The organism is Haloarchaeobius caseinilyticus (assembly GCF_051207395.1).
Taxonomy (GTDB): domain Archaea; phylum Halobacteriota; class Halobacteria; order Halobacteriales; family Natrialbaceae; genus Haloarchaeobius.
In genome coordinates, this window is the sequence record NZ_JBPJZC010000001.1 from 509,497 (window position 1) to 527,418 (window position 17,922).

Below are 17,922 nucleotides of genomic sequence, written 5' to 3' on the forward strand. Positions count from 1 at the left end.
ACAACTATGTCAGCATCGGTGATATGGCACACGCGCTCGGCCGACCTCGCAGCCCAATCGTCGATGGACATCTCAGCCAGATGGATTGTCACGGACTCGTCACCGAGCCAGACCGAGCCTTTCAAATCCGAACCGTCCGTTGTACGGACGAATGACCATACCCACGTTCGTCATCGGCATCGCGGGCGGAACCGGGGCCGGGAAGACGACCGTCGCCCGCGAGGTCGCCGACACGGTGGGCGAAGCGGTCACACGAATCCCGCTCGACAACTACTACGAGGACAACTCGGACCTCGAAATGGCCGAACGAGAGCAGGTCAACTACGACCACCCCGACGCGTTCGAGTGGGACTTGCTCGTCGACCAGCTCGACTCGCTGTTGATGGGCCAGCCTATCGAGATGCCCCAGTACGACTTCACCATCCACAACCGCAAGGAAGAGACGGTGACGGTCGAACCCTCGGACGTCATCGTCGTCGAAGGCATCTTCGCGCTGTTCGACCCCGCCGTCGTCGACATGTGCGACCTGCGCGTGTACGTCGAGACCGACGCCGACGTGCGTATCCTGCGACGCATCCGCCGCGACGTCATCGAGCGCGGGCGCGAACTCCCCGGCGTCATCGACCAGTACCTCTCGACGGTCAAACCGATGCACGAACAGTTCGTCGCGCCGAGCAAGAAAGACGCAGACGTCATCATCCCCGAAGGTGCCAACCAGATGGCGGTCGACCTCCTCACCGAGAAGGTCGAAGCCGAAACGTCGGACGACCCACACCAATCTGAGAGTATCGAGGAGGGCTCGTCGTGGGAGCGTGAGGTCCGAGACGGACGAACGAGAGTCGTACCCTCCGAATCCACCGCCGAACAGCCCGATTCGCCCTCTCCCCAGTGAGCGAGGAGAACAGGCAATTTTTATCTGCGTGCGGGCGTGATTCGTTCACATGAGTACTGGAACGGAACGAGCCGGTGACGGCCGTATCGAGGGTGTCGACGACGGGTTCCTCAAGCGGAACGCGTGGATAAAGCCCTTCTTGCTGGTCGAAGCTGGTCTCTTCGCCCTCCTCATCCTCATCGACATTGCGAACGACTTCGTCCCCGCGGTCCGCGGCGGATTCAGTGAGGCCATCTTCGGGATGGTGTTCGCGACGATCGTCCTCACGGCGATCACCGCGGTCGTCGTCCTCGCTATCAGCGGCGTTCGCTACCTCCTCGAAGGCTGAATCGGCACTCGAACACACTTCTCTCACACGTCGGGCTCCCAGCCGGCGGCTCGTCAGGCGAGACCAGCGAGGAGGTCGCCGACGACGTACGCCACACTCGCCGCGAGCATCCCGACGACGAGCATCTCGCCGCCGTTACGGTGCCACGCTCGTTCGGTGACGAGACTGCGACTCGCCCCCACGACGAAGAATGCGATACCCGTGACGACGACGGACAGTTCGAACAGTGGCTCCACGCCGACGATGTACGGTGCGAGAGGCATCCAACCCGCAGCCACGAACGCGAGGAACGTCGCCAACGCCGTTTTGCCCGGGGTCTTTCCGTCGTCGACTGCCTCGTCGCCCGCTGCTGCCTGATAGTCTATCTCTGAGCGACGACTCAGGTAGTTGCTCATCCCCATCGAGAAGCCGTCGGCGAAGAGGTTCGCCGCGCCGAGTACGAGAACGATTCCAGGGTCGAGTGCCGCACCCGCAACCCCCGAAACGACCGCGAACGTCGTGACGATACCGTCGTTCGCCCCGTAGATGATTTCGGCGATGTATCGACCGGAGTCGGTCACGTCGTCGCCGAGCAGTGCCCGTAACATCACGTCTCTATTCGTCGCGCCGACAGTTGAACCTCGCTACGCGCACGGACGATGCTATCCCCACGGCACGACTAGCAGTGGTATGAACGTCCTCGTGCCACTAGACGGCTCACCGCTCGCGGAGAAATCACTGACCTACGCACTCGATACGCACCCTCGCGCGACCTTCACACTCCTGTACGTCGTCGACCCGGTAGAGGCCATCTACGTGGCCGAGACCGAAGGGCTGGCGAAAGGGCGGTCGTTCGTTGCGGCCGCGCGCGACCGCGGGACCGAAATCTGCGAATCCGGGGCCGCGCTCGCGGCCGACCGAGACGTGTCTGTCACGACGGTCATCGAGACGGGGAACCCCGCCCGTGAGATACTCGCGTACGCCGACACCCACGATGTGGACGCCATCGTCATGGGCAGCCACGGCCGCGACCGACTCTCCCAGGTATTCCTCGGGAGTACGGCCGAGACAGTCGTCCACCGGTCGTCTGTCCCAGTGACGGTGGTCCGCTGAGGTGACGGGCTACTCGGTCGCCGGTGCCGCTTCGACGAGGACGGTCGCCTCACCCGTGATGACCTGTTCGTCTTCCGGGTCGGTGACTTCGACTTTGAGCCGGTAGCGCCCCCGGCCGATATTCTCGATTACCTCACACGCTGCGGTCACCCGGTCGCCGATGTGGACCGGTGCCCGAAACGTCAGGTTCTGACTGAGGAAGATGACCAGCCCCGGTAACCGAGCGAGCGCTGCGCTCACCGCGCTCGACACCAGCGCACCGTGGACGATTCGCCCGCCGAAGCGCGTCTGGGACGCGTAGGCGTCGTCGAGGTGGAGTGGGTTCTCGTCACCGCTAATCTCCGCGAACCGGCGCACCTCTTCGTCCGAAATCGACTGTGAGAACCGAACCACGTCGCCGACGCTCAGGCCCGCGTCGTCCCGGTCCTCGTACCCGCCTGCCCACTCTTCACCCGTGTCGATGACCGATTCGAACAGGAATTGCGGCAGGTAGTAGGACAGCTCTCGAATCGAAAGGACGCCGACGAGGCTCTCCCCCTTTGTGACGACTACCTGGTCGATACCATGCTCTCTGAGGATATCCGCCGCATCCTCGACCGACGCGTCCCCCGCGATGGTCCGTACAGGCGACGACATGAACGCCGTCACCTCGACCTCGTCCAGATTCGCCCCGTTCGCGACCAGTCGCACGATGTCGCCGTCGGTGATGATGCCGGCCGGACTCCCTTCCCGCGTCACGACGATTGACCCGACCTCGGCGTCGCGCAGTCGCTCTGCCGCCGTGCGTGCCGTCGCCGCCGCCGAGACGGTCTCGACGGTCTGGTGCATCACGTCCTCGACAAGTGTCTCGATCTGCATGGTCGAAAGTACCGTCGGAGGTGTGATATTTCTAGGCGTGGGTGAGAACGAAGGGGGGAATGGGGGGTCGCCTCGTCTGAGTGCCCAACGTTCCACCGAACGTGACGATAGCGATTCTCGCCCACTGGCGGTAATCACCAAATCGTCTGGGCCCTCGTCACTGTTACCTTGCCGATGGGGCATAAATCGCTTCGAGTAGTATCTCGTTCTGAGAACGCATCGGCGAGCGAGTACACGGCTCTCACCCCAACAGTTAGGTTCGAACCTCTCGAACGTGAATCATGTTCCATCTCGCTCGCCCTGTCCCCGGCGCACTGCTCGTCGCAACGGCGCGAGATGGCGTTCTCTGACCCGCGTGGTTCCGTCACGCTCGGCGTACCGGCCTGACGAACGCGCGTCGAACCGTCCGAAGACTACGCAACCATCCTGTACGTCGACAGTACCTGACGATGGCCGTCGTCGGTCTCGGTATCTGGCTTGGTGGGATGGGACTGTTCCTCGCAATCGGGGTTCGTTCGACGAGTGGACCCCTTAGTGTCCCAGCCGAGGCCGCAATCGGAGTGACAACGTTGTGGCTGTTCGGTGTCTGGTTTCTCGCACAGCGAACACGATTGCACTGGCGGACAGTCCAGAACGGTGACCTCCTGTTCACCACCGTCAGCACTCGGACGGTCGCGGCCGGAGTGGTCCTGACCGAACTCTGCCGCGCGGGATTGTTCCTCGCTGCACGACGGTTCGAGCGGTACACGCCGTACTGAGCAGTACTCGACGAAACAGTGTGGAGAAAATGTAAGCCGGTGGGGGGATTTGAACCCTCGACCTATTCCTTACGAAGGAATCGCTCTAGCCAGTCTGAGCTACACCGGCGCGGTTGCGTGCATCGCGTTCGGCCGCGCAGTCGTGCGCTCGAACGCATTTCATCGTAGCCCCAAGACGACAATAAGGGTTGCGAATCGATTCGGTCGTCATCGTCGGGTCAGGCGAACGTCGAGGCAGACGTTGTTCTCGTGCGGGGCGTACGACCGGACGGTCTGGCGGGTCTCGACGCTGACCTCGTACTCGGGTTCGGCGGCGTCGCGGATGGTTCGTTCGCCCGGTCCGAAGGCGTCGTCCTCGTGCTGGATGTCGTAGAGGTGGAGGACACAGTCGTCGCCGGCGAGTGCGACCGCGGTGTCGACGAACTCGTTCGCGCTGTGGGGCAGGTTCATCACGACGCGGTCGGCCCAGCCCTCGTAGTCTGCGGCGAGTTCGCGCACGTCGCCCTGAATCGCGGTCACGCGGTCGGCCACCCCGTTTCGCGCTGCGTTCTCGCGGCAGTACTCGACGGCGCGTTCGTTCAGGTCGGTGGCGACGACCGCCGCGCCGCGCTTCGCGGCCGGGATGGCGAACGGGCCGACGCCCGCGAACATGTCGAAGAAATGCTCGCCGGCTTCGACCTGCTCGGTGACGCGATGGCGCTCCGTGGCGAGTCGCGGCGAGAAGTACACTTCGGCGATGTCCAGTGCGAACTCGGTGCCGTACTCGCGGTGGACCGTCTCGGTCCCGTCGCCGGCGAGGACGGTCCAGTCGCGGATTCGCAACTCGCCTTTGACCTCCGAGGCGCGGTCGACCACGGTTTTGACTGGTAGGTCCGAGGCCATCACGGCTTCGGCGGTTTCTCGCGCTCGGTCCATGTCGTCTTCGTCGATGATGACGATATCGCCGAGTCGTTCCAGACTCGGTTCGTAGCCGAGGATGTCCGCAGGCGTCTTTGGCGTTCGCCGCTGGTCGGCGTCGAACTCGACCACGTCGAAACCGTCGGGGACCCCGGCCGGGTCCGTCACCGGAATGTACAGCCAGCCGTCCTCGTGGGTAATCTCGAACTCCTCCGAGAGACAGTCCGCCTCGGCGAGTGCTTGTCGCGTCTCCTCACCCGCCGACCGCTCGACTCGCACGCAGGGGACGTTCATACCCGGTCCGAACGGTGCAGGCGTCCTAACACTGACGCTTTCGAGTGGTACGAAGATGATCGTCGATGAAGTACTGTCCACTCTGGCGCGCGCGCCGCCGAGCGTTCCGAGCGCACGGCGAGGCGACGTAGTCGCCTCAATGCGAACGGGGAGCGAAGCGACCCGTGAGCGCGCGAGACCGCGAGGTGTAGGCGCGCGAGGGATGAGCGAGACGCAGTCGAGCGAATCGGATGGGGAGGGTGTGGCCGAGGGAGGCGGGAGGTGCGGTCATTTTCCGCCGGCGATAGTGAACTGATTCTCGGGCCAACCATCGACTGCAAAATTCACGCACCGACCACGGGCGACGACAGAACGCGCCACCCCATCAACGACAGCGACCACGAACAGACTCGAAACGTTATAGCCCCTAATCCCGCTACCACCCGTATGCTCACGTTCATCGGACTCGGCCTGTACGACGAACACTCCATCACCGTCGAAGGGGCCGACGCCCTGCAAGCGGCAGACCGCGCGTTCGCCGAGTTCTACACCAGCAAACTCCTCGGGGCCGACGTTGCCGACCTCGAAGCGTACCACGGCACGGACATCGAGGTCCGCGACCGCCCGGGCGTCGAACAGGACCCTGGCGACATCCTCGACGCGGCCGAAGACGAGGACGTGGCCTTCCTCACCGCAGGCGACACGATGATTTCGACGACGCACGTCGACCTGCGCCTGCGGGCCCACGACCGCGGCATCGAGACGCGTGTCCTCCACGGCGTCACGGCTCAGACCGCGACCAGTTCGCTCACCGGTTTACAGAACTACCGCTTCGGGAAGGCCACGACGCTTCCGTTCGAATACGCCCACGGCGGCGACGACGTGCCCGTCAGCGTGCGCGACACTATCGACGCGAACCGCGAGGCAGACCTCCACACCGTGGTCTATCTGGACATCAAGGTCGGGCGCGGCCCAGACGGCGACGACCCCGACCACGAGGAGTACATGACGGCCGACTACGCGGCGAACCTGCTCGCGGAGTACTACCCCGACACGCTCGGCGTCGTCGTCGCGCGTGCCGGGAGTCCCGACCCGCTGGTCGCCGCGGACTCGCTCTCGGCGCTGGCCGACCGCGAGTTCGGTGACCCGCTGCACCTGCTGGTGATCCCCGGTTCGTTGCACCTCATCGAAGCCGACGCACTGCGCGACCTCGCCGGTGCGCCTGCCGACCTGGTCGACGAATAGCCAGCTGTCGGTCTCTCTCTACCACTCGAAAAAAGGCCGAAACCGAAGACCGTCGCTCAGTGCAGCCGCCGACCGGCGAGGAGCGCAGCGCAGACGAGTGCGATGAGCGCAGCAGCGACACCGAAGCCTGGCTGGCCGGTGCCGTCGGTCGTCCCGTTGGTGCCAGTGCCGTCACCGCCGCCGACGGTGTCGCCGGTACCCTCGGTGGGCTCCGTGTTGTCGGTCGGTCCGTCGCCGGCCTCGGTCGTTTCCGTCCCGTCAGTTTCGCCCTCGCCGGGGGCCGTGGTGACCGTGTCGGTGCCGGTCGTTCCGGTCGTCGTGGCCGTCGTCGTGCCATTGGGGGCGGTGGTCGTGCCCGGCGTGGTCGTCGTCGTGCCGTTCGGCGACTCCGTGTCGTTTCCGGTGACCTGTCCCGTGGCCGTCGCCTGCCCGCCTTCGTCGTCCAGCGCAGTCATCGAGAAGTTCGTGTTCTCGGGGACGTCGCTGAAGTCGAGGGCTGCCTCCCACGTGCCGTTCTGGGTGACGGTCGCGGACGCGGTCTTGCGGAACGGCGCGCTCCGATCCTCGCTGTCGACGCGGAGGAGAATCTCCGACCCGGGTGCGAGCGTGCTCGACCCGGAAAGCGTCTGGTTGGCCGCTGCCTGCACCGCGACGCCGTCTCCCTCACTCGTCTCGAACGTTATCTCTCGCTCGACGAAGGTGAAGGCAGTCGACGCAGACTGGTTCTGTCCGCCTTCGGCATCGGAAGCGCTCCCGATGTAGAAGTTCGACTCGTACTCTTCACCAGCAGCCACGTCTCCCAGCGCACCGGTGGACGTGACGAGGTAGTACGAGTTGTTGTCAGCGTTGGCGACGACCTGCGTGTTGCTCGCGTCGAGCGTGATGCGCTTCGGGTCTCGATTCCTGCTGGCGTTCGTCTGGGCGATTTCGAGCGTGACGTTCTCACCGTCGACGACCTGGAAGAACTGCTCGGTGGGGCTCGCTCCGCCCGCGGCTGCGAGACGGCCTTCGAGTCCCGACGTGGTGAGTTCGTGGACCAGCACGTCGCCAGTGGCGATGCTGGTGTCCTGCGTGAGCGCACCGCTGTCGAGGGCTGCGCGAACGTCATCCGCAGACGAGACACCCAGACTCTGTGGTGCAGTCCAGACCGCCAGTCCGTCCGTGCTTGGGCTCTGGAGCGTCAGGGTCCCGATGTCCTGCGGTTCGGCCGTCGCGTTCTCGCCCGCGCCGACGGTCACCGGATAGTCGCTCGCTTCGATGGTGTCCGGAAGTTCGGTCTCGTCGAGGACCGTAACGCTATCCGACCCGAGCGTCGAGTAGGTCGTTCCCGACGCGACACCACCCATCGTGTACGTGTTCACGAGGAGCGTAACCTGTCCGTCACCGTCGCCGTCGGTGATGGAGACGTTGGCCGAGTAGCCAGTGTCGGCACTGCCGATGTGGACGATACCCGTGTCCGTCCCGGTCATCGAGACGTTGAGCGCGGCGACGTCGCCGACTTCGTCCGTGGTCGTGCCTTCGGGTAATGCGAGTTCACCCGGCTGCACGTCACCGACGGTGAGGTTCGCGACTGCGGTCGTGCCCGAGTCTGGGGCCGTGACGGTCACAGAGTAGTTGCCGGGTGCTTGCGGTCCGAAGTCGAGCGTCGCTTCGCCCGCCCCGGAGAGTGTCGTCGTCGTGTTGGCGACCGACTCGTTGTTCGAATCGAGCAGTTCTGCTTCGACCTGCAGACCGCCCTGATTACCGGTCACCGTCGCGGTCACCGATTCCTCCGCGGTCACGTCTTCCGACGAAACCGAGAGGTTGCTCTCGAAGAGACTGATAGCCGTCTCGCTCGACGAGGTGTTGAGCCACCACGTCTCGTCGGCCGCCGCGTCGGCGGAGTCCCAGACGTAGAGGTGACTGTTCACACCGGTCGTCCCGGTGAACACGCGGCTGGACCCACGCTCGACCGTGATGGGCGCGTCAGGCGCGCCCGCGTCGAACGCGACGACCGTCCCCGATGGGACTTGACTTTCTGCCGTCCCGGCCGTCACGACTGCGCCCGTGACCGTCGCCGAAACCGTCCCGGGCGTGACCGTGTTCCCGGACGCGTCACTCACTTCGCCGATGTCGACCGTGACCTCCTGGGTCTGGTCGATGTCTGGCAGTCCGGAGAGGACGAGCCGTCCCGTCGTCGAGTCGCCGTAACTGGAGACCGAGACCTCCTCGCCGTCGACGAGCACCGTGATGTCCTCGCCGTCCAGCGGCGCGGTGCTGTTCGGCTTAAACACCGGTTCGGACATCGCGATCTCGATGTTGCCGTCGTACTCGACGGCGGACTCGAACGCCGGTTCGGAGTCCTGCACGGTGAGCGTCGCCGACGTATTTCCGGCGAGTGCCTGCCCGTCGCTCGGTTCACTGGCGAGTTCGACGGCGTACACGTCGTACTGGCCGTCCAACCCTGCCGTGTCGATGCTCCCGACGGTCTGCGTGCCGTCCGTGCCGGTGGCAGAGAGGACGGTGTCGTTGGCGTCGTACACCCCGTCACCGTTCTCGTCGAGGATGACGTAGACCGTGCCGTTCGCGACCTGTCCGTTCGTGTCGGTTCCGTCGTCCGTCGCGTTGACCGAGACGCTCGTTCCCGATTCGACGCTCTCCTGTGCGAGCGTGACATCTGTCGACTCCGCGGTCGCACTCCCGGAGAACGCGACGACGCCCGCGACGACGGACGTGACCATCAGCGAGGCCAAGAGGATGCTTCGTACTCTGTAGTTTTCTTCTGTCATAATTTGTGTCTTGTATCTGTAATAGATTCGAGCCGCTCATCCGACGTCGATGGAGGGACGCTGGCTCTGAATCGTGCTGCCATCATGGGTAGGGGTACATCGTAGTGGAATGTGCGAAGAGGGCATATTACCCGCCGATGGATGCACTTCGTTGTACACTCGAAACAGTCTCATTCGCGAATCTCGTCGGCGTTACCGAAAATAGTGAAGACGGTGTGCCGTCGTTACGAACACCCGACCTCACGCGCATGGTCGACCGCTGACGGATGCGCGTGCCCGTCGTCGACCTGTCACAGATAGCGCATCGCCGAAGGATTGTTGCGAAGTTTTGTCGAAAATAGTTCACGCTAGCAGACTATTCGGTTACAGTTCGCCCGCTCGCTTCGGTGGCTACGCCTTCGACGCTGCTGGTACGCTCCCGTTTCGAGCGTCGGTCACTGACCAGACTGCCTGTGGAAACGTGACCCTATCCGACCTGCGTCGCTCGCGTTCTCACGCCTCGGTCGTGTCTATCCGGTTCTCACACCGGGGAAGCGTCTCTGGTGACCAGCATCCCCACTCAAGTCGAGCGGATCTCGTCGACGCTGTTGCGCAGCCGTAGTGCTGCCGCTGTGTGATGTAGCGTCCGAAGAAAAATGGGAAATCAGGGACCGGAACGATTCCGGTTAGTTAGCTTAGTCCTGGCGGCGGGCCGCGAGGAGTGCCGCACCAACGAGTGCGACGAGAGCGATGCCGATGCCGAAGCCGGGCTGACCGGAGCCGTCGTCAGACGGTTCCTCGGTGGTCTCGCCGGGGCCTTCCGTGGTCTCGCCGGGACCTTCCGTGGTCGGCTCTTCCGTGGTCGGCTCTTCCGTGGTCGGCTGCTCAGTCGTCGGCTCTTCCGTGGTCGGCTCTTCCGAGGTCGGCTCCTCAGTCGTACCTGCCGTGGTCGTTCCAGGCGTGGTCGTACCGGGCTCCTCGTCGGCTTCGCCGACCTGACCCTCAGCGGATGCGAGCTGAGTGTTGCTGTCCTGCGTGTCGCGGACAGTCATCGAGAAGTTCGTGCCAGCCGGGACGTCGCTGAAGTCCATGGAGGCCTCCCAGGTTCCGTCAGCCGACACCGTCGCGGTGCCGGTCTTGAGGAACGGGTTGTCAGCGTCTTCGCTGTTGACGCGGATGTTCAGTTCGGAGCCAGCTGCGAGCGAGCTCGAACCGGTGACGGACTGGTTGTCCGAGGCCGCGACGTTGACCATGTCGTTCTCCGTGTCGACGGATGCCTCACGGTTGACGAACTCGAAGCCAGCGGTGACTTCCTCGTCTTCCGCAGCGAGCGGCTTGTCCATGTCGTCGGAGCCGTTGACGACGAAGGTCGCGGTGTACTCGTCCGTGTTCATCAGGGACCGGATGTCCGTGTTAACAGACGAGGAGTCCGTGATGAGGTAGTAGGTGCTGTTGTCAGCGTCGGCGATGACGGTCGTGTTGTCCGCGCCGAGCTGGAGCATCTTCGCCTGCTGGTTCTGACCGGGGTTGTCCTGCGTGACCATCAGCGACGCGTTGTCGCCTGCGATGAGGTTGAAGAACTTGGCGGTCGAGTCAGCGCCGCTCTGTGCGGCGATGACGCCCTCGAGGCCACTTGCGTCGAGCTCGTGGATGAGGAGGTCGCCAGCGTCAGTGTCACTGTTCAGTGCAATCGACGAGTCCTCGGTGATGAGGCCGGCGTCGACAGCTGCCTGCACGTCGGATGCACTTTCGACGTCAGCGTCTGCGCCCGCGGGAGCGGTCCAGACGTTGAGGCCGTTGGTGCTGCGCTCGTTAATGTCGAGCGTCGCAACGTCCTGCGTGTCGGCACCCTCGCTGGGTGCGACGGACATTTCGTACTGACCGAAGTCGATGAGGTTGTCACCGAGGTCGGACATCGGCTGGTTCTCGAAGCCGGATGCCTGGTCGTCGCCAGCGGCGTATGCGCCAGCTGCTTCAGTTCCGCTACCCATAAGGTAGGTGTTAATCATGAGCGTGACCTGACCGTCGTCGTCGACGTCAGTGACGGTGCCGTTGGCCACGTAGCCTGCGTCTTCCGAACCGACAGTCACGAACGCGGAGTCCGTGCCCTGCAGGTCGATGGTGACCTCAGCGATGTCACCGCGGTCGGACGAGGTGATGTCCTGTGCGAAGGACGTCTCCTCGTCGCTGGCCTCGGAGACTTCGATGGTCTCGGTCGTCAGGGACATGCCGGTCTGCACGTCGGTAACTTCGACGGTGAAGTTCCCGGCTGCGCGCGCACCGAAGTTGAGCGAGCCGTCACCGGAGCCGTCGAGCGTGACGGTCCGAGTTGCGACAGCTTCGTCGTTCTCGTTGACGAGAACACCCTGAACCTGTGCACCACCACGGTTCTCGCTGACGGAGACCGTCAGCGACTGCTCCGTGTTGATGGAGGTGTCGTCGGCGGATGCGTCGAGCGTGAGCTCGCGCAGGTCGAAGGTCGTGTCAGTCGTGCTGCCACTCTCGTACGTCGTGAAGCCGTACGTGGAGGAGATGTTACGGTTCGCCGTGTTGAACACGTAGAGCGAACTGTTTGCTCCGGTGGAACCGTTGAAGATAACGGAACCGTCCTTCGTGACGTCGAGACCTTCGTCAGTGTTGTTCGCGACGAACGCGACCTTGCCACCAGCGTAGAAGGTCTGGCCAGAGTTACCGGCCGTGACCGTGTAGCTCGTGACGGTCGGGCTGACGTCGCCCAGCGTGTACGTGCCGGTCGTGTAGTCAGCTTCGTCGATGGTGACGGTGAGGTCGTCGGTCGGGTTGACGTTCTCGCCAGAGGCGGTGAGAACAATCGTTCCCGATTGACCGTCCTGAGCGACAGTGTAGTCGCCCGTGACGTTGTTACCGTTCTTCTCGATGGTGATGTCACCAGCGAGACTTGCGTTCGATGCTTCACTCAGTGCGATTTCGATAGTGGACGTCCCACCATCGTTGTACTCGACAGCGCCAGTAACCGAGGGCGCAACCGAGGCCGCTGCAGCCCCACCGGAGAACGCGATGACGCCCGCGAAGACGGACGTGACCATCAGCGCCGCCAGCAGAATGCTGCGTGCCTTGTCTTTGTTTCCTGTCATGGTTTGTGTTGAATCGTTTCGTCGGCAACAGTACCTTTGCTTCCCACCGCCTGTGGGGGGCGTGGGGCCCTACTCAGTACTGTCACCATGGGTAGGGGTACATCGAGTAACCAAGGACCATTATTATAAATGCTTTGTGGTCAATTGGTTTGTTGACAACCCTTCTCACACGGCTTCAGGCCCCTAAAATCCGGATATCCCGATTTTCCAACCAACGTCTGACGCCTCCACAAAGTACTTAAATGAATCCGGGGTTACGGCTCCCAGAATCAGGACAGAATCGGCGATAATGGTGCGTTACACGGTCGTTTCGACGCTCCCAGCCGCGAAACCCTCGACCGCGTCACACTGTCCTGTGATGGCCATCGAGAGTGCACGCAAAAGCAGAGTGACTGGCCCGGGGTCCCAGTGAGACTCGTGCCCCAGTGTGTCGCGCAACTCAGTCCCGCGTGACGAGTTCTATCTCGTGGCCGTCGGAGTCCTTGGTGAACGCGTACCTGTCGTCGCAGCTTTCGGGGTCGCGGTAGTCCTCGGCGTCACGCGACATGAGCGTCTCCCATGCGTCGTCTAAGTCGTCGACGCGCGCGGCGACGTGGCCCCACGCGTCGCCCATGTCGTAGGTGCTGCCGTCGTAGTTGTAGGTGAGCTCCATCGTCATGGCCTCCTCCGGCGCGTCGGCGGGCTTCATGAAGTAGAGCGCGAACGTGTCGAGCTCGGAGCGTCGGACGAGGTCGTAGTCCATCGCGCGCGTGTACCAGCCGATGGCCTCCTCGGCGTCTTCGACGCGAATCATGGTGTGGTCGAGGCTCCAGCGCGCGCCGTAGTCGCGCTCGACGATTTCGACTTCGTGGCCGTCGGGGTCTTTGACGAAGGCGTACGACCCGCCACAGGAGTCGGGGTCGCGGTAGTCAGAGACGCCCTGTTCCATGAGTTCGTCGTAGGCCTTGTACACGTCCTCGACGCGCACGGCGATGTGGCCCCACGCGTCGCCCATGTCGTAGGTCCGGTCGTCGTGGTTGTACGTGAGTTCGAGGACGGCCCCTTCCTCGTGCATGTCTTCGGGACCGAGGAAGACGTTCGTGAAGGTGTCCGCCTCCCAGCGGCCCTTCTCCTCGTAGCCGAGGTGTGTGGTGTACCAGTCGAGCGAGGCGTCGAGGTCCTCGACGCGCATCATGGTGTGGTCGAGCGTGAGCGACATGCGAGGGGATACGACCTTGACGGGAAAAGTGATACCGAAAGCGGAACTGAGAGTGGGCAGTCGACCTACTCACTCCGCCGCCGAGCGAGGAGCGAGACAGCGACGAGTGCGACGAGGAACGCGGGGGCACCGAACCCAGGCGTGGACCCGTCGGACGCCGCGTTGGTCGCCTCGGTGCTGTTGGGGCCGTCCGTGTCCGGCTGACCGGGCGTCGCATCCGCAGTCGACTCCTCCACGTCGCTCGACTGCCCGGCGCTGGTGGTGGTCACCGTCGACGGAGTCGTTTCCACGGTCGTCGTGGCCGTGCTGCCCGTCTGACCGGCATCGTTGTCGTCGGATGCTGGAGTCGTCGTAGTAGGACTCGACTCCTGGTCGCTTGCCGTCTCGACCGTCAGCCAGAGCGACGTGGTGTATCCCTCGATAGAGACAGTTCCACTGTAGGTGCCAGATGATTCCTCCGTAGACAACCCAGTCATCGAGACGGTCGTACGCTCGCCGCCGTCGAGCGTCACGGTCTGCTGTCGAAGCGTGGTCCCGTCGAGACGGAACGAGAGCGTCTCCGTCGTCGTCGAGTCGCCTTGGTTCTCGACGACCGCCGACACAGTGAAGGGGTCGTCCCGAACGACGGAGTCTGGTGCGTCGACGTCGGCGATGACCACACCGCCGCCACTCCCACCAGTGTCCGGTTTCGAGATGGAGACCGATGCAGTCTGCTGGATTCCAGTGTCTCTGTCCGTTGCCACGAGGACATACGTCCCGGCAGGTTGGCCACTGAGTGTCGCCGTCTTACTCCCAGTTCCATCGAGAGTAGTATCGATGGTTTCGAGGACCGAACCATCCTGTTGAAGTTCGAGCGTCGTGGCTCGGCTACCGGACGCTGCCTCGACCGTCACGTCGAACGAATCACCCGGCTTCACGTCGTTCTCCGAAGTCACCGACAGGCCCAGCGACTGGACCGTGACCGTTCCGTCCCCGTCACCCATCGTGGTCGCGCCGTCGTTCGACGCGTCAGCGTCGAAGGTGGTGTCCCCGTCGAACAGCACCTGGAGGACTGCTCCGACCGATTCGGCGCTCGTATCTACCACAGATACCTGACTACCCGTGCCGGTCGTTCCCTGCACGATGGCCGAGCCACCCTCGGTCACGCGGATGGATTCGTTCTCGCTGTCGGCCAAGACGGCGATGGTCTCGCCCTGATAAGTAGCGATGTCGTCACCGTCGCTCTGGTCGACTCCACCCAGTGCCTCGGCGACAGTGGACGACGTCGTCTGGACCGAGACGTTCTTCGCACCGACGTCGAACCCGTTCGTCCGCTGGAGGGCACCGGACGAAATCGAGACGGATGCGACGTCGACACTGCGAGTTGCACCGATATCGAGCACCAGTCGACCGTCGCCGTCGTCATCTTCGACCGCACTCACGGTATTCGTCGAACCGTTCTCGTTGGTCACGGTGAAATCTCCAGTTGCGGTACTCGTCGCGTTGATGCCCTCGCTGAACGCCAGTTCTACCTTCGACCGGTTACCATCACTTGGATCTGCGTAACTGATTGCCTCAACGGAGACTGCCTGCGGTGCGTCGACAGTGATGGCTGCGCCATTGCTGATGCCGCCGACCGGTGCGTCTTGTTCGAGATACAGCCCTCGGTCACCGCTGTCGAACGCGCCAGCCGTCCCACCGTCGGCGACGGGGGAGACGCTCGCGTCGATGGTGGAGCCAGTCGATGCTGCCATCGTCAGCGTGAGGTTAGCAGTAACGGTCGCGTCGGACACGTCGACCGGGGATCCGGTCAGGTCGAAGACGAGTACGCCGCTGGAGAGGGTACCAGTCGCCACCTGCGAACCGTCGACGACGAGTGCCGAATCCGAGACGTTCCCTGCGTCGAACGTGAGGTTGCCGGTATTCTCGATGGTGACCGCAGTGAGGTCGTCACCGAAATCCTCGGACCCGGCCGTTCCACCGTCACCTTCGAGATACACCTCGTCGCCACGGGAGAGGTCACCGCTCGTGTCGACGTCGACCGCGCCGTATGCGGACTCGTTGAGGTCGTTGTTCGAACTCGCGGCTCCATCGAGTACGTCGACCGTCCCGTCGGTACCCGTGTTGACGACGGTGTCCGCTCCCGCCGAATACGTGCCACGGTCACCGACGTCTTGGACGAGCGCGTCCGCCCCGCTGTCCCAGGAATCACTATCGGTCGCGTCGACACTGTCGAGCGACCAGTCCGCGTCGAAGCCGTCGAGCGTCGTGTAACTGGTGCCATCGGCAGGGGTGGTTCCCGCGACGGCGCTATCTGCTGCGGCAGAGTACGTCGCGCCCGCGTGCGTATCATTTATTATACTGTCGACTGCGGGGTCGTACGCATCACCATCCACCGCGTCGAAAAGGTTGACCGTCGTCCAGTCACCGTCCGTGCCACCGGCCCCCGTCGAACTCGTTCCATCGCTCGGTTCGACTCCGGCCAGAAGCGCATCCTCGGCGGTCTGGTAGCCGTTGGTCGACCCGTTCTCGATGTAGATGGTGTCGGCCGAGGGGTCCCAGGCGTCACCGTCTACGGCGTCGACGACTTCGACGTCCCCGGCGGTCGCGGTCCCGGACAGACCGTCACGCCAGTCACTATCAGACGTCGTCGAGAGTGCTGCAGCGTTGGCCGGTGCAGTTCCGTCGAGGACCGTGTCGGCCTGGTCGGTGTACGACCCGTCGCTGTCGTCGTCGAGTCCCACGAAGTCGGTACCTGCGTTCCATGCGTCACCGTCGCTGTCGTCGATACTGTCGAGTGACCAGTCAGCGTCCGAGCCGTTTTCGGTCGACACCGACGTTCCTTCTGCTGGTGCGGTGCCAGCAACGAGGCTGTCGGCTCCGGCAGTGTAGAATCCGTCGCCGTCGTCGTCGAGATACACTTCGTCTCCCGTATCGTACCCGTTCGAATCGGTGTCGACGAATCGTGCGTCGGTAGAGAAGACGAGCGTGGTACTCCCAGCACTCGTATCCAAGACGCCGTCACCATCGTTGACCACCACGTCGTCTGAAGAAACGGAGAGGTTCAACACCGTGACTGTCTCTCCGGGCAAAGGGGCGTTCGAACCGGAGTCGAGTTCCGTCGTTCGAGAGACCGAGGTCCCGGTCACGCTTCCAGCCGCACTGACGACCAATAGTGCGGTCAAGAAGAGTGACATTCGCGATGTACCGTTCATGATGTTCGTCTTTTGATAAGCAGGAAGGAAATACCTCGCTCGAACTCACGTCTCGATTGGTTGCCGTCTTGCCGTGGAAAAAAGTCGCTCGACGTTGTGGGTTGGCGCCACCACGTTCTGCGACCACAGATGTCTCGATGCGACGCCCGTGCTACGGCTCTGGCAGTGAGTAACTGAATTCCGCTTCGCGCCTGTACCGTCACACCGTCACTTTCGCAAAATCAGCTTCAGCACGTCCTCGTCCTCCAGGACGTGGTCCTCGCCGACTTGCTGGCCGTCGTGTTTCGCGCTCGGACCGCGGACTCTGGCGAAGCGGAATCGCTCCTCGAAGTCGCCGCCGAGTTTCGAGAGTGCTTCCTCGATGGTCGACCCCTCTTTCACGACGAGCGGTTCTTCCCAGTCGACGCCGCGACTGGGTTTGTCCATGTAGACGCGGATGAGGCCGAGGTGGTTCCAGATGCGCTCTTTCAGCGCGTCGAGGCCTTTCTCCTCGACGGCGGAGATGAACGTCGCCTTCTCCGGATTGATGTCGCGCTTTCTGAGTTCCTCGTCGACGTGGGACTTGTAGTCGGGGTCGATGAGGTCTGCCTTGTTGACGGCGACGATGGAGGGCGTGTACACTCGGTTGTCCATGATGCCGTCGATGAGGCGGTCGATGGTCAGCTTCTCGCCGAGATTGATGTCGGCGTTGACGTAGCCGTGTTCGCGCAGGATCTGTTTGATGGTGTCGTCGTCCATGTCCTGCTCGACCGTCGACGTGACCTTGATGCCGTCTTTGATCTTCTTGCGGATGGTCACGCGCGGTTTCGTCTGGTCGACGCGCACCTTGGTGTTGTACAGCTCGTCCATGAGGCGGTCGTACTGCTCTATCTCGAACACCGAGAGGACGAACACGAGGAGGTCGGCGCTGCGAACGACCGAGAGCACTTCTTTCCCGCCACCGCGGCCGTCGGCCGCGCCTTCGATGAGCCCAGGCACGTCGAGCATCTGGATGTGCGCACCGTTGATGTCGACCATCCCGGGATTCACGGTCAGCGTCGTGAACTCGTACTCCCCGGTCTCTGAGTCGGCGTTCGTCATCGCGTTGATGAGTGTCGACTTTCCGACACTCGGGAACCCGACGAGGGCGACCGACGCGTCACCGTGCTTCTCGACGGCGTAGCCGTGCCCGCCGCCACCACCCGACTGCTGCTTCTCGAACTTCTCTTTTTTCTGTGCGAGCTTCGACTTCAGCCGGCCGATGTGGGCCTCCGTCGACTTGTTGTAGGGCGTGTTGGCTATCTCCTCCTCGATTGACTCGATGTCCTCTTGTAGCCCCATTGTTCTC

General features: G+C 63.3%; 13 protein-coding genes and 1 tRNA gene. 5 read left to right on the forward strand and 9 right to left on the reverse strand.

Annotated elements, in window-relative coordinates:
* Nucleotides 1-151 precede the first annotated feature (151 nt).
* On the forward strand, nucleotides 152-892 hold the full coding sequence (gene udk, locus ACSC1P_RS02840; RefSeq protein WP_435358616.1) for a uridine kinase: 741 nt from the start codon (nucleotides 152-154) through the stop codon (nucleotides 890-892).
* Between the two features lie 49 nt (nucleotides 893-941).
* Complete coding sequence (locus ACSC1P_RS02845; protein ID WP_435358617.1) at nucleotides 942-1,220, forward strand: hypothetical protein; 279 nt, start codon at nucleotides 942-944, stop codon at nucleotides 1,218-1,220.
* 53 nt (nucleotides 1,221-1,273) lie between these two features.
* On the opposite strand, the gene ACSC1P_RS02850 is transcribed toward ACSC1P_RS02845, so the two are convergent.
* Entirely contained in the window at nucleotides 1,274-1,807 is a 534-nt protein-coding gene (locus ACSC1P_RS02850) for a VIT1/CCC1 transporter family protein (RefSeq protein ID WP_435358618.1), read from the reverse strand.
* 82 nt (nucleotides 1,808-1,889) lie between these two features.
* Between ACSC1P_RS02850 and ACSC1P_RS02855 the strand changes: the two genes are divergently transcribed.
* Nucleotides 1,890-2,312 (forward strand): universal stress protein, encoded by a 423-nt coding sequence (locus ACSC1P_RS02855; protein ID WP_435358619.1) that lies wholly within the window; start codon nucleotides 1,890-1,892, stop codon nucleotides 2,310-2,312.
* Nucleotides 2,313-2,321: 9 nt separating this feature from the next.
* Here the strand turns inward: ACSC1P_RS02855 and ACSC1P_RS02860 are convergent, their stop codons facing one another.
* A complete protein-coding gene (locus tag ACSC1P_RS02860; RefSeq protein WP_435358620.1) occupies nucleotides 2,322-3,170 on the reverse strand; it encodes a CBS domain-containing protein in 849 nt (282 codons plus the stop codon).
* Nucleotides 3,171-3,619: 449 nt separating this feature from the next.
* Between ACSC1P_RS02860 and ACSC1P_RS02865 the strand changes: the two genes are divergently transcribed.
* A complete protein-coding gene (locus ACSC1P_RS02865; RefSeq protein ID WP_435358621.1) occupies nucleotides 3,620-3,928 on the forward strand; it encodes a hypothetical protein in 309 nt (102 codons plus the stop codon).
* A gap of 34 nt (nucleotides 3,929-3,962) precedes the next feature.
* Here the strand turns inward: ACSC1P_RS02865 and ACSC1P_RS02870 are convergent.
* Both ACSC1P_RS02870 and ACSC1P_RS02875 read right to left on the reverse strand, forming a co-directional pair.
* A tRNA-Thr gene (locus tag ACSC1P_RS02870) sits at nucleotides 3,963-4,037 on the reverse strand.
* Between the two features lie 98 nt (nucleotides 4,038-4,135).
* Nucleotides 4,136-5,119, reverse strand: a complete 984-nt coding sequence (locus tag ACSC1P_RS02875; protein WP_435358622.1) for a class I SAM-dependent methyltransferase — start codon at nucleotides 5,117-5,119, stop codon at nucleotides 4,136-4,138.
* Between the two features lie 426 nt (nucleotides 5,120-5,545).
* On the opposite strand from ACSC1P_RS02875, the gene dph5 reads away from it, so the two are divergent.
* Complete coding sequence (dph5, locus tag ACSC1P_RS02880) at nucleotides 5,546-6,343, forward strand: diphthine synthase (protein WP_435358623.1); 798 nt, start codon at nucleotides 5,546-5,548, stop codon at nucleotides 6,341-6,343.
* 56 nt (nucleotides 6,344-6,399) lie between these two features.
* On the opposite strand, the gene ACSC1P_RS02885 is transcribed toward dph5, so the two are convergent.
* The 5 genes from ACSC1P_RS02885 to ACSC1P_RS02905 all read right to left on the reverse strand — a co-directional run bounded on the left by ACSC1P_RS02885 (nucleotide 6,400) and on the right by ACSC1P_RS02905 (nucleotide 17,915).
* Complete coding sequence (locus tag ACSC1P_RS02885) at nucleotides 6,400-9,111, reverse strand: DUF7827 domain-containing protein (RefSeq protein ID WP_435358624.1); 2,712 nt, start codon at nucleotides 9,109-9,111, stop codon at nucleotides 6,400-6,402.
* 674 nt (nucleotides 9,112-9,785) lie between these two features.
* On the reverse strand, nucleotides 9,786-12,203 hold the full coding sequence (locus ACSC1P_RS02890; protein WP_435358625.1) for a DUF7827 domain-containing protein: 2,418 nt from the start codon (nucleotides 12,201-12,203) through the stop codon (nucleotides 9,786-9,788).
* Nucleotides 12,204-12,642: 439 nt separating this feature from the next.
* Nucleotides 12,643-13,401 carry a VOC family protein gene (locus tag ACSC1P_RS02895; protein ID WP_435358626.1) on the reverse strand — a complete coding sequence of 253 codons (759 nt, stop codon included), beginning with the start codon at nucleotides 13,399-13,401 and terminating at the stop codon, nucleotides 12,643-12,645.
* 65 nt (nucleotides 13,402-13,466) lie between these two features.
* Complete coding sequence (locus tag ACSC1P_RS02900; RefSeq protein WP_435358627.1) at nucleotides 13,467-16,595, reverse strand: PGF-CTERM sorting domain-containing protein; 3,129 nt, start codon at nucleotides 16,593-16,595, stop codon at nucleotides 13,467-13,469.
* 207 nt (nucleotides 16,596-16,802) lie between these two features.
* Nucleotides 16,803-17,915, reverse strand: coding sequence for an OBG GTPase family GTP-binding protein (locus ACSC1P_RS02905; RefSeq protein WP_435358628.1), 1,113 nt, complete (start codon nucleotides 17,913-17,915; stop codon nucleotides 16,803-16,805).
* Nucleotides 17,916-17,922: the final 7 nt, after the last annotated feature.

Excerpts from the sequence above, each read along its gene's own strand:
- ACSC1P_RS02860 (WP_435358620.1), bottom strand. The coding sequence starts at position 3,170 with ATGCAGATCGAGACACTTGTCGAGGACGTGATGCACCAGACCGTCGAG.
- ACSC1P_RS02895 (WP_435358626.1), bottom strand. The coding sequence starts at position 13,401 with ATGTCGCTCACGCTCGACCACACCATGATGCGCGTCGAGGACCTCGAC.
- ACSC1P_RS02900 (WP_435358627.1), bottom strand. The coding sequence starts at position 16,595 with ATGAACGGTACATCGCGAATGTCACTCTTCTTGACCGCACTATTGGTC.
- ACSC1P_RS02875 (WP_435358622.1), bottom strand. The coding sequence starts at position 5,119 with ATGAACGTCCCCTGCGTGCGAGTCGAGCGGTCGGCGGGTGAGGAGACG.
- dph5 (WP_435358623.1), top strand. The coding sequence starts at position 5,546 with ATGCTCACGTTCATCGGACTCGGCCTGTACGACGAACACTCCATCACC.
- ACSC1P_RS02905 (WP_435358628.1), bottom strand. The coding sequence starts at position 17,915 with ATGGGGCTACAAGAGGACATCGAGTCAATCGAGGAGGAGATAGCCAAC.
- ACSC1P_RS02855 (WP_435358619.1), top strand. The coding sequence starts at position 1,890 with ATGAACGTCCTCGTGCCACTAGACGGCTCACCGCTCGCGGAGAAATCA.
- ACSC1P_RS02845 (WP_435358617.1), top strand. The coding sequence starts at position 942 with ATGAGTACTGGAACGGAACGAGCCGGTGACGGCCGTATCGAGGGTGTC.
- ACSC1P_RS02865 (WP_435358621.1), top strand. The coding sequence starts at position 3,620 with ATGGCCGTCGTCGGTCTCGGTATCTGGCTTGGTGGGATGGGACTGTTC.
- udk (WP_435358616.1), top strand. The coding sequence starts at position 152 with ATGACCATACCCACGTTCGTCATCGGCATCGCGGGCGGAACCGGGGCC.
- ACSC1P_RS02890 (WP_435358625.1), bottom strand. The coding sequence starts at position 12,203 with ATGACAGGAAACAAAGACAAGGCACGCAGCATTCTGCTGGCGGCGCTG.
- ACSC1P_RS02885 (WP_435358624.1), bottom strand. The coding sequence starts at position 9,111 with ATGACAGAAGAAAACTACAGAGTACGAAGCATCCTCTTGGCCTCGCTG.
- ACSC1P_RS02850 (WP_435358618.1), bottom strand. The coding sequence starts at position 1,807 with ATGTTACGGGCACTGCTCGGCGACGACGTGACCGACTCCGGTCGATAC.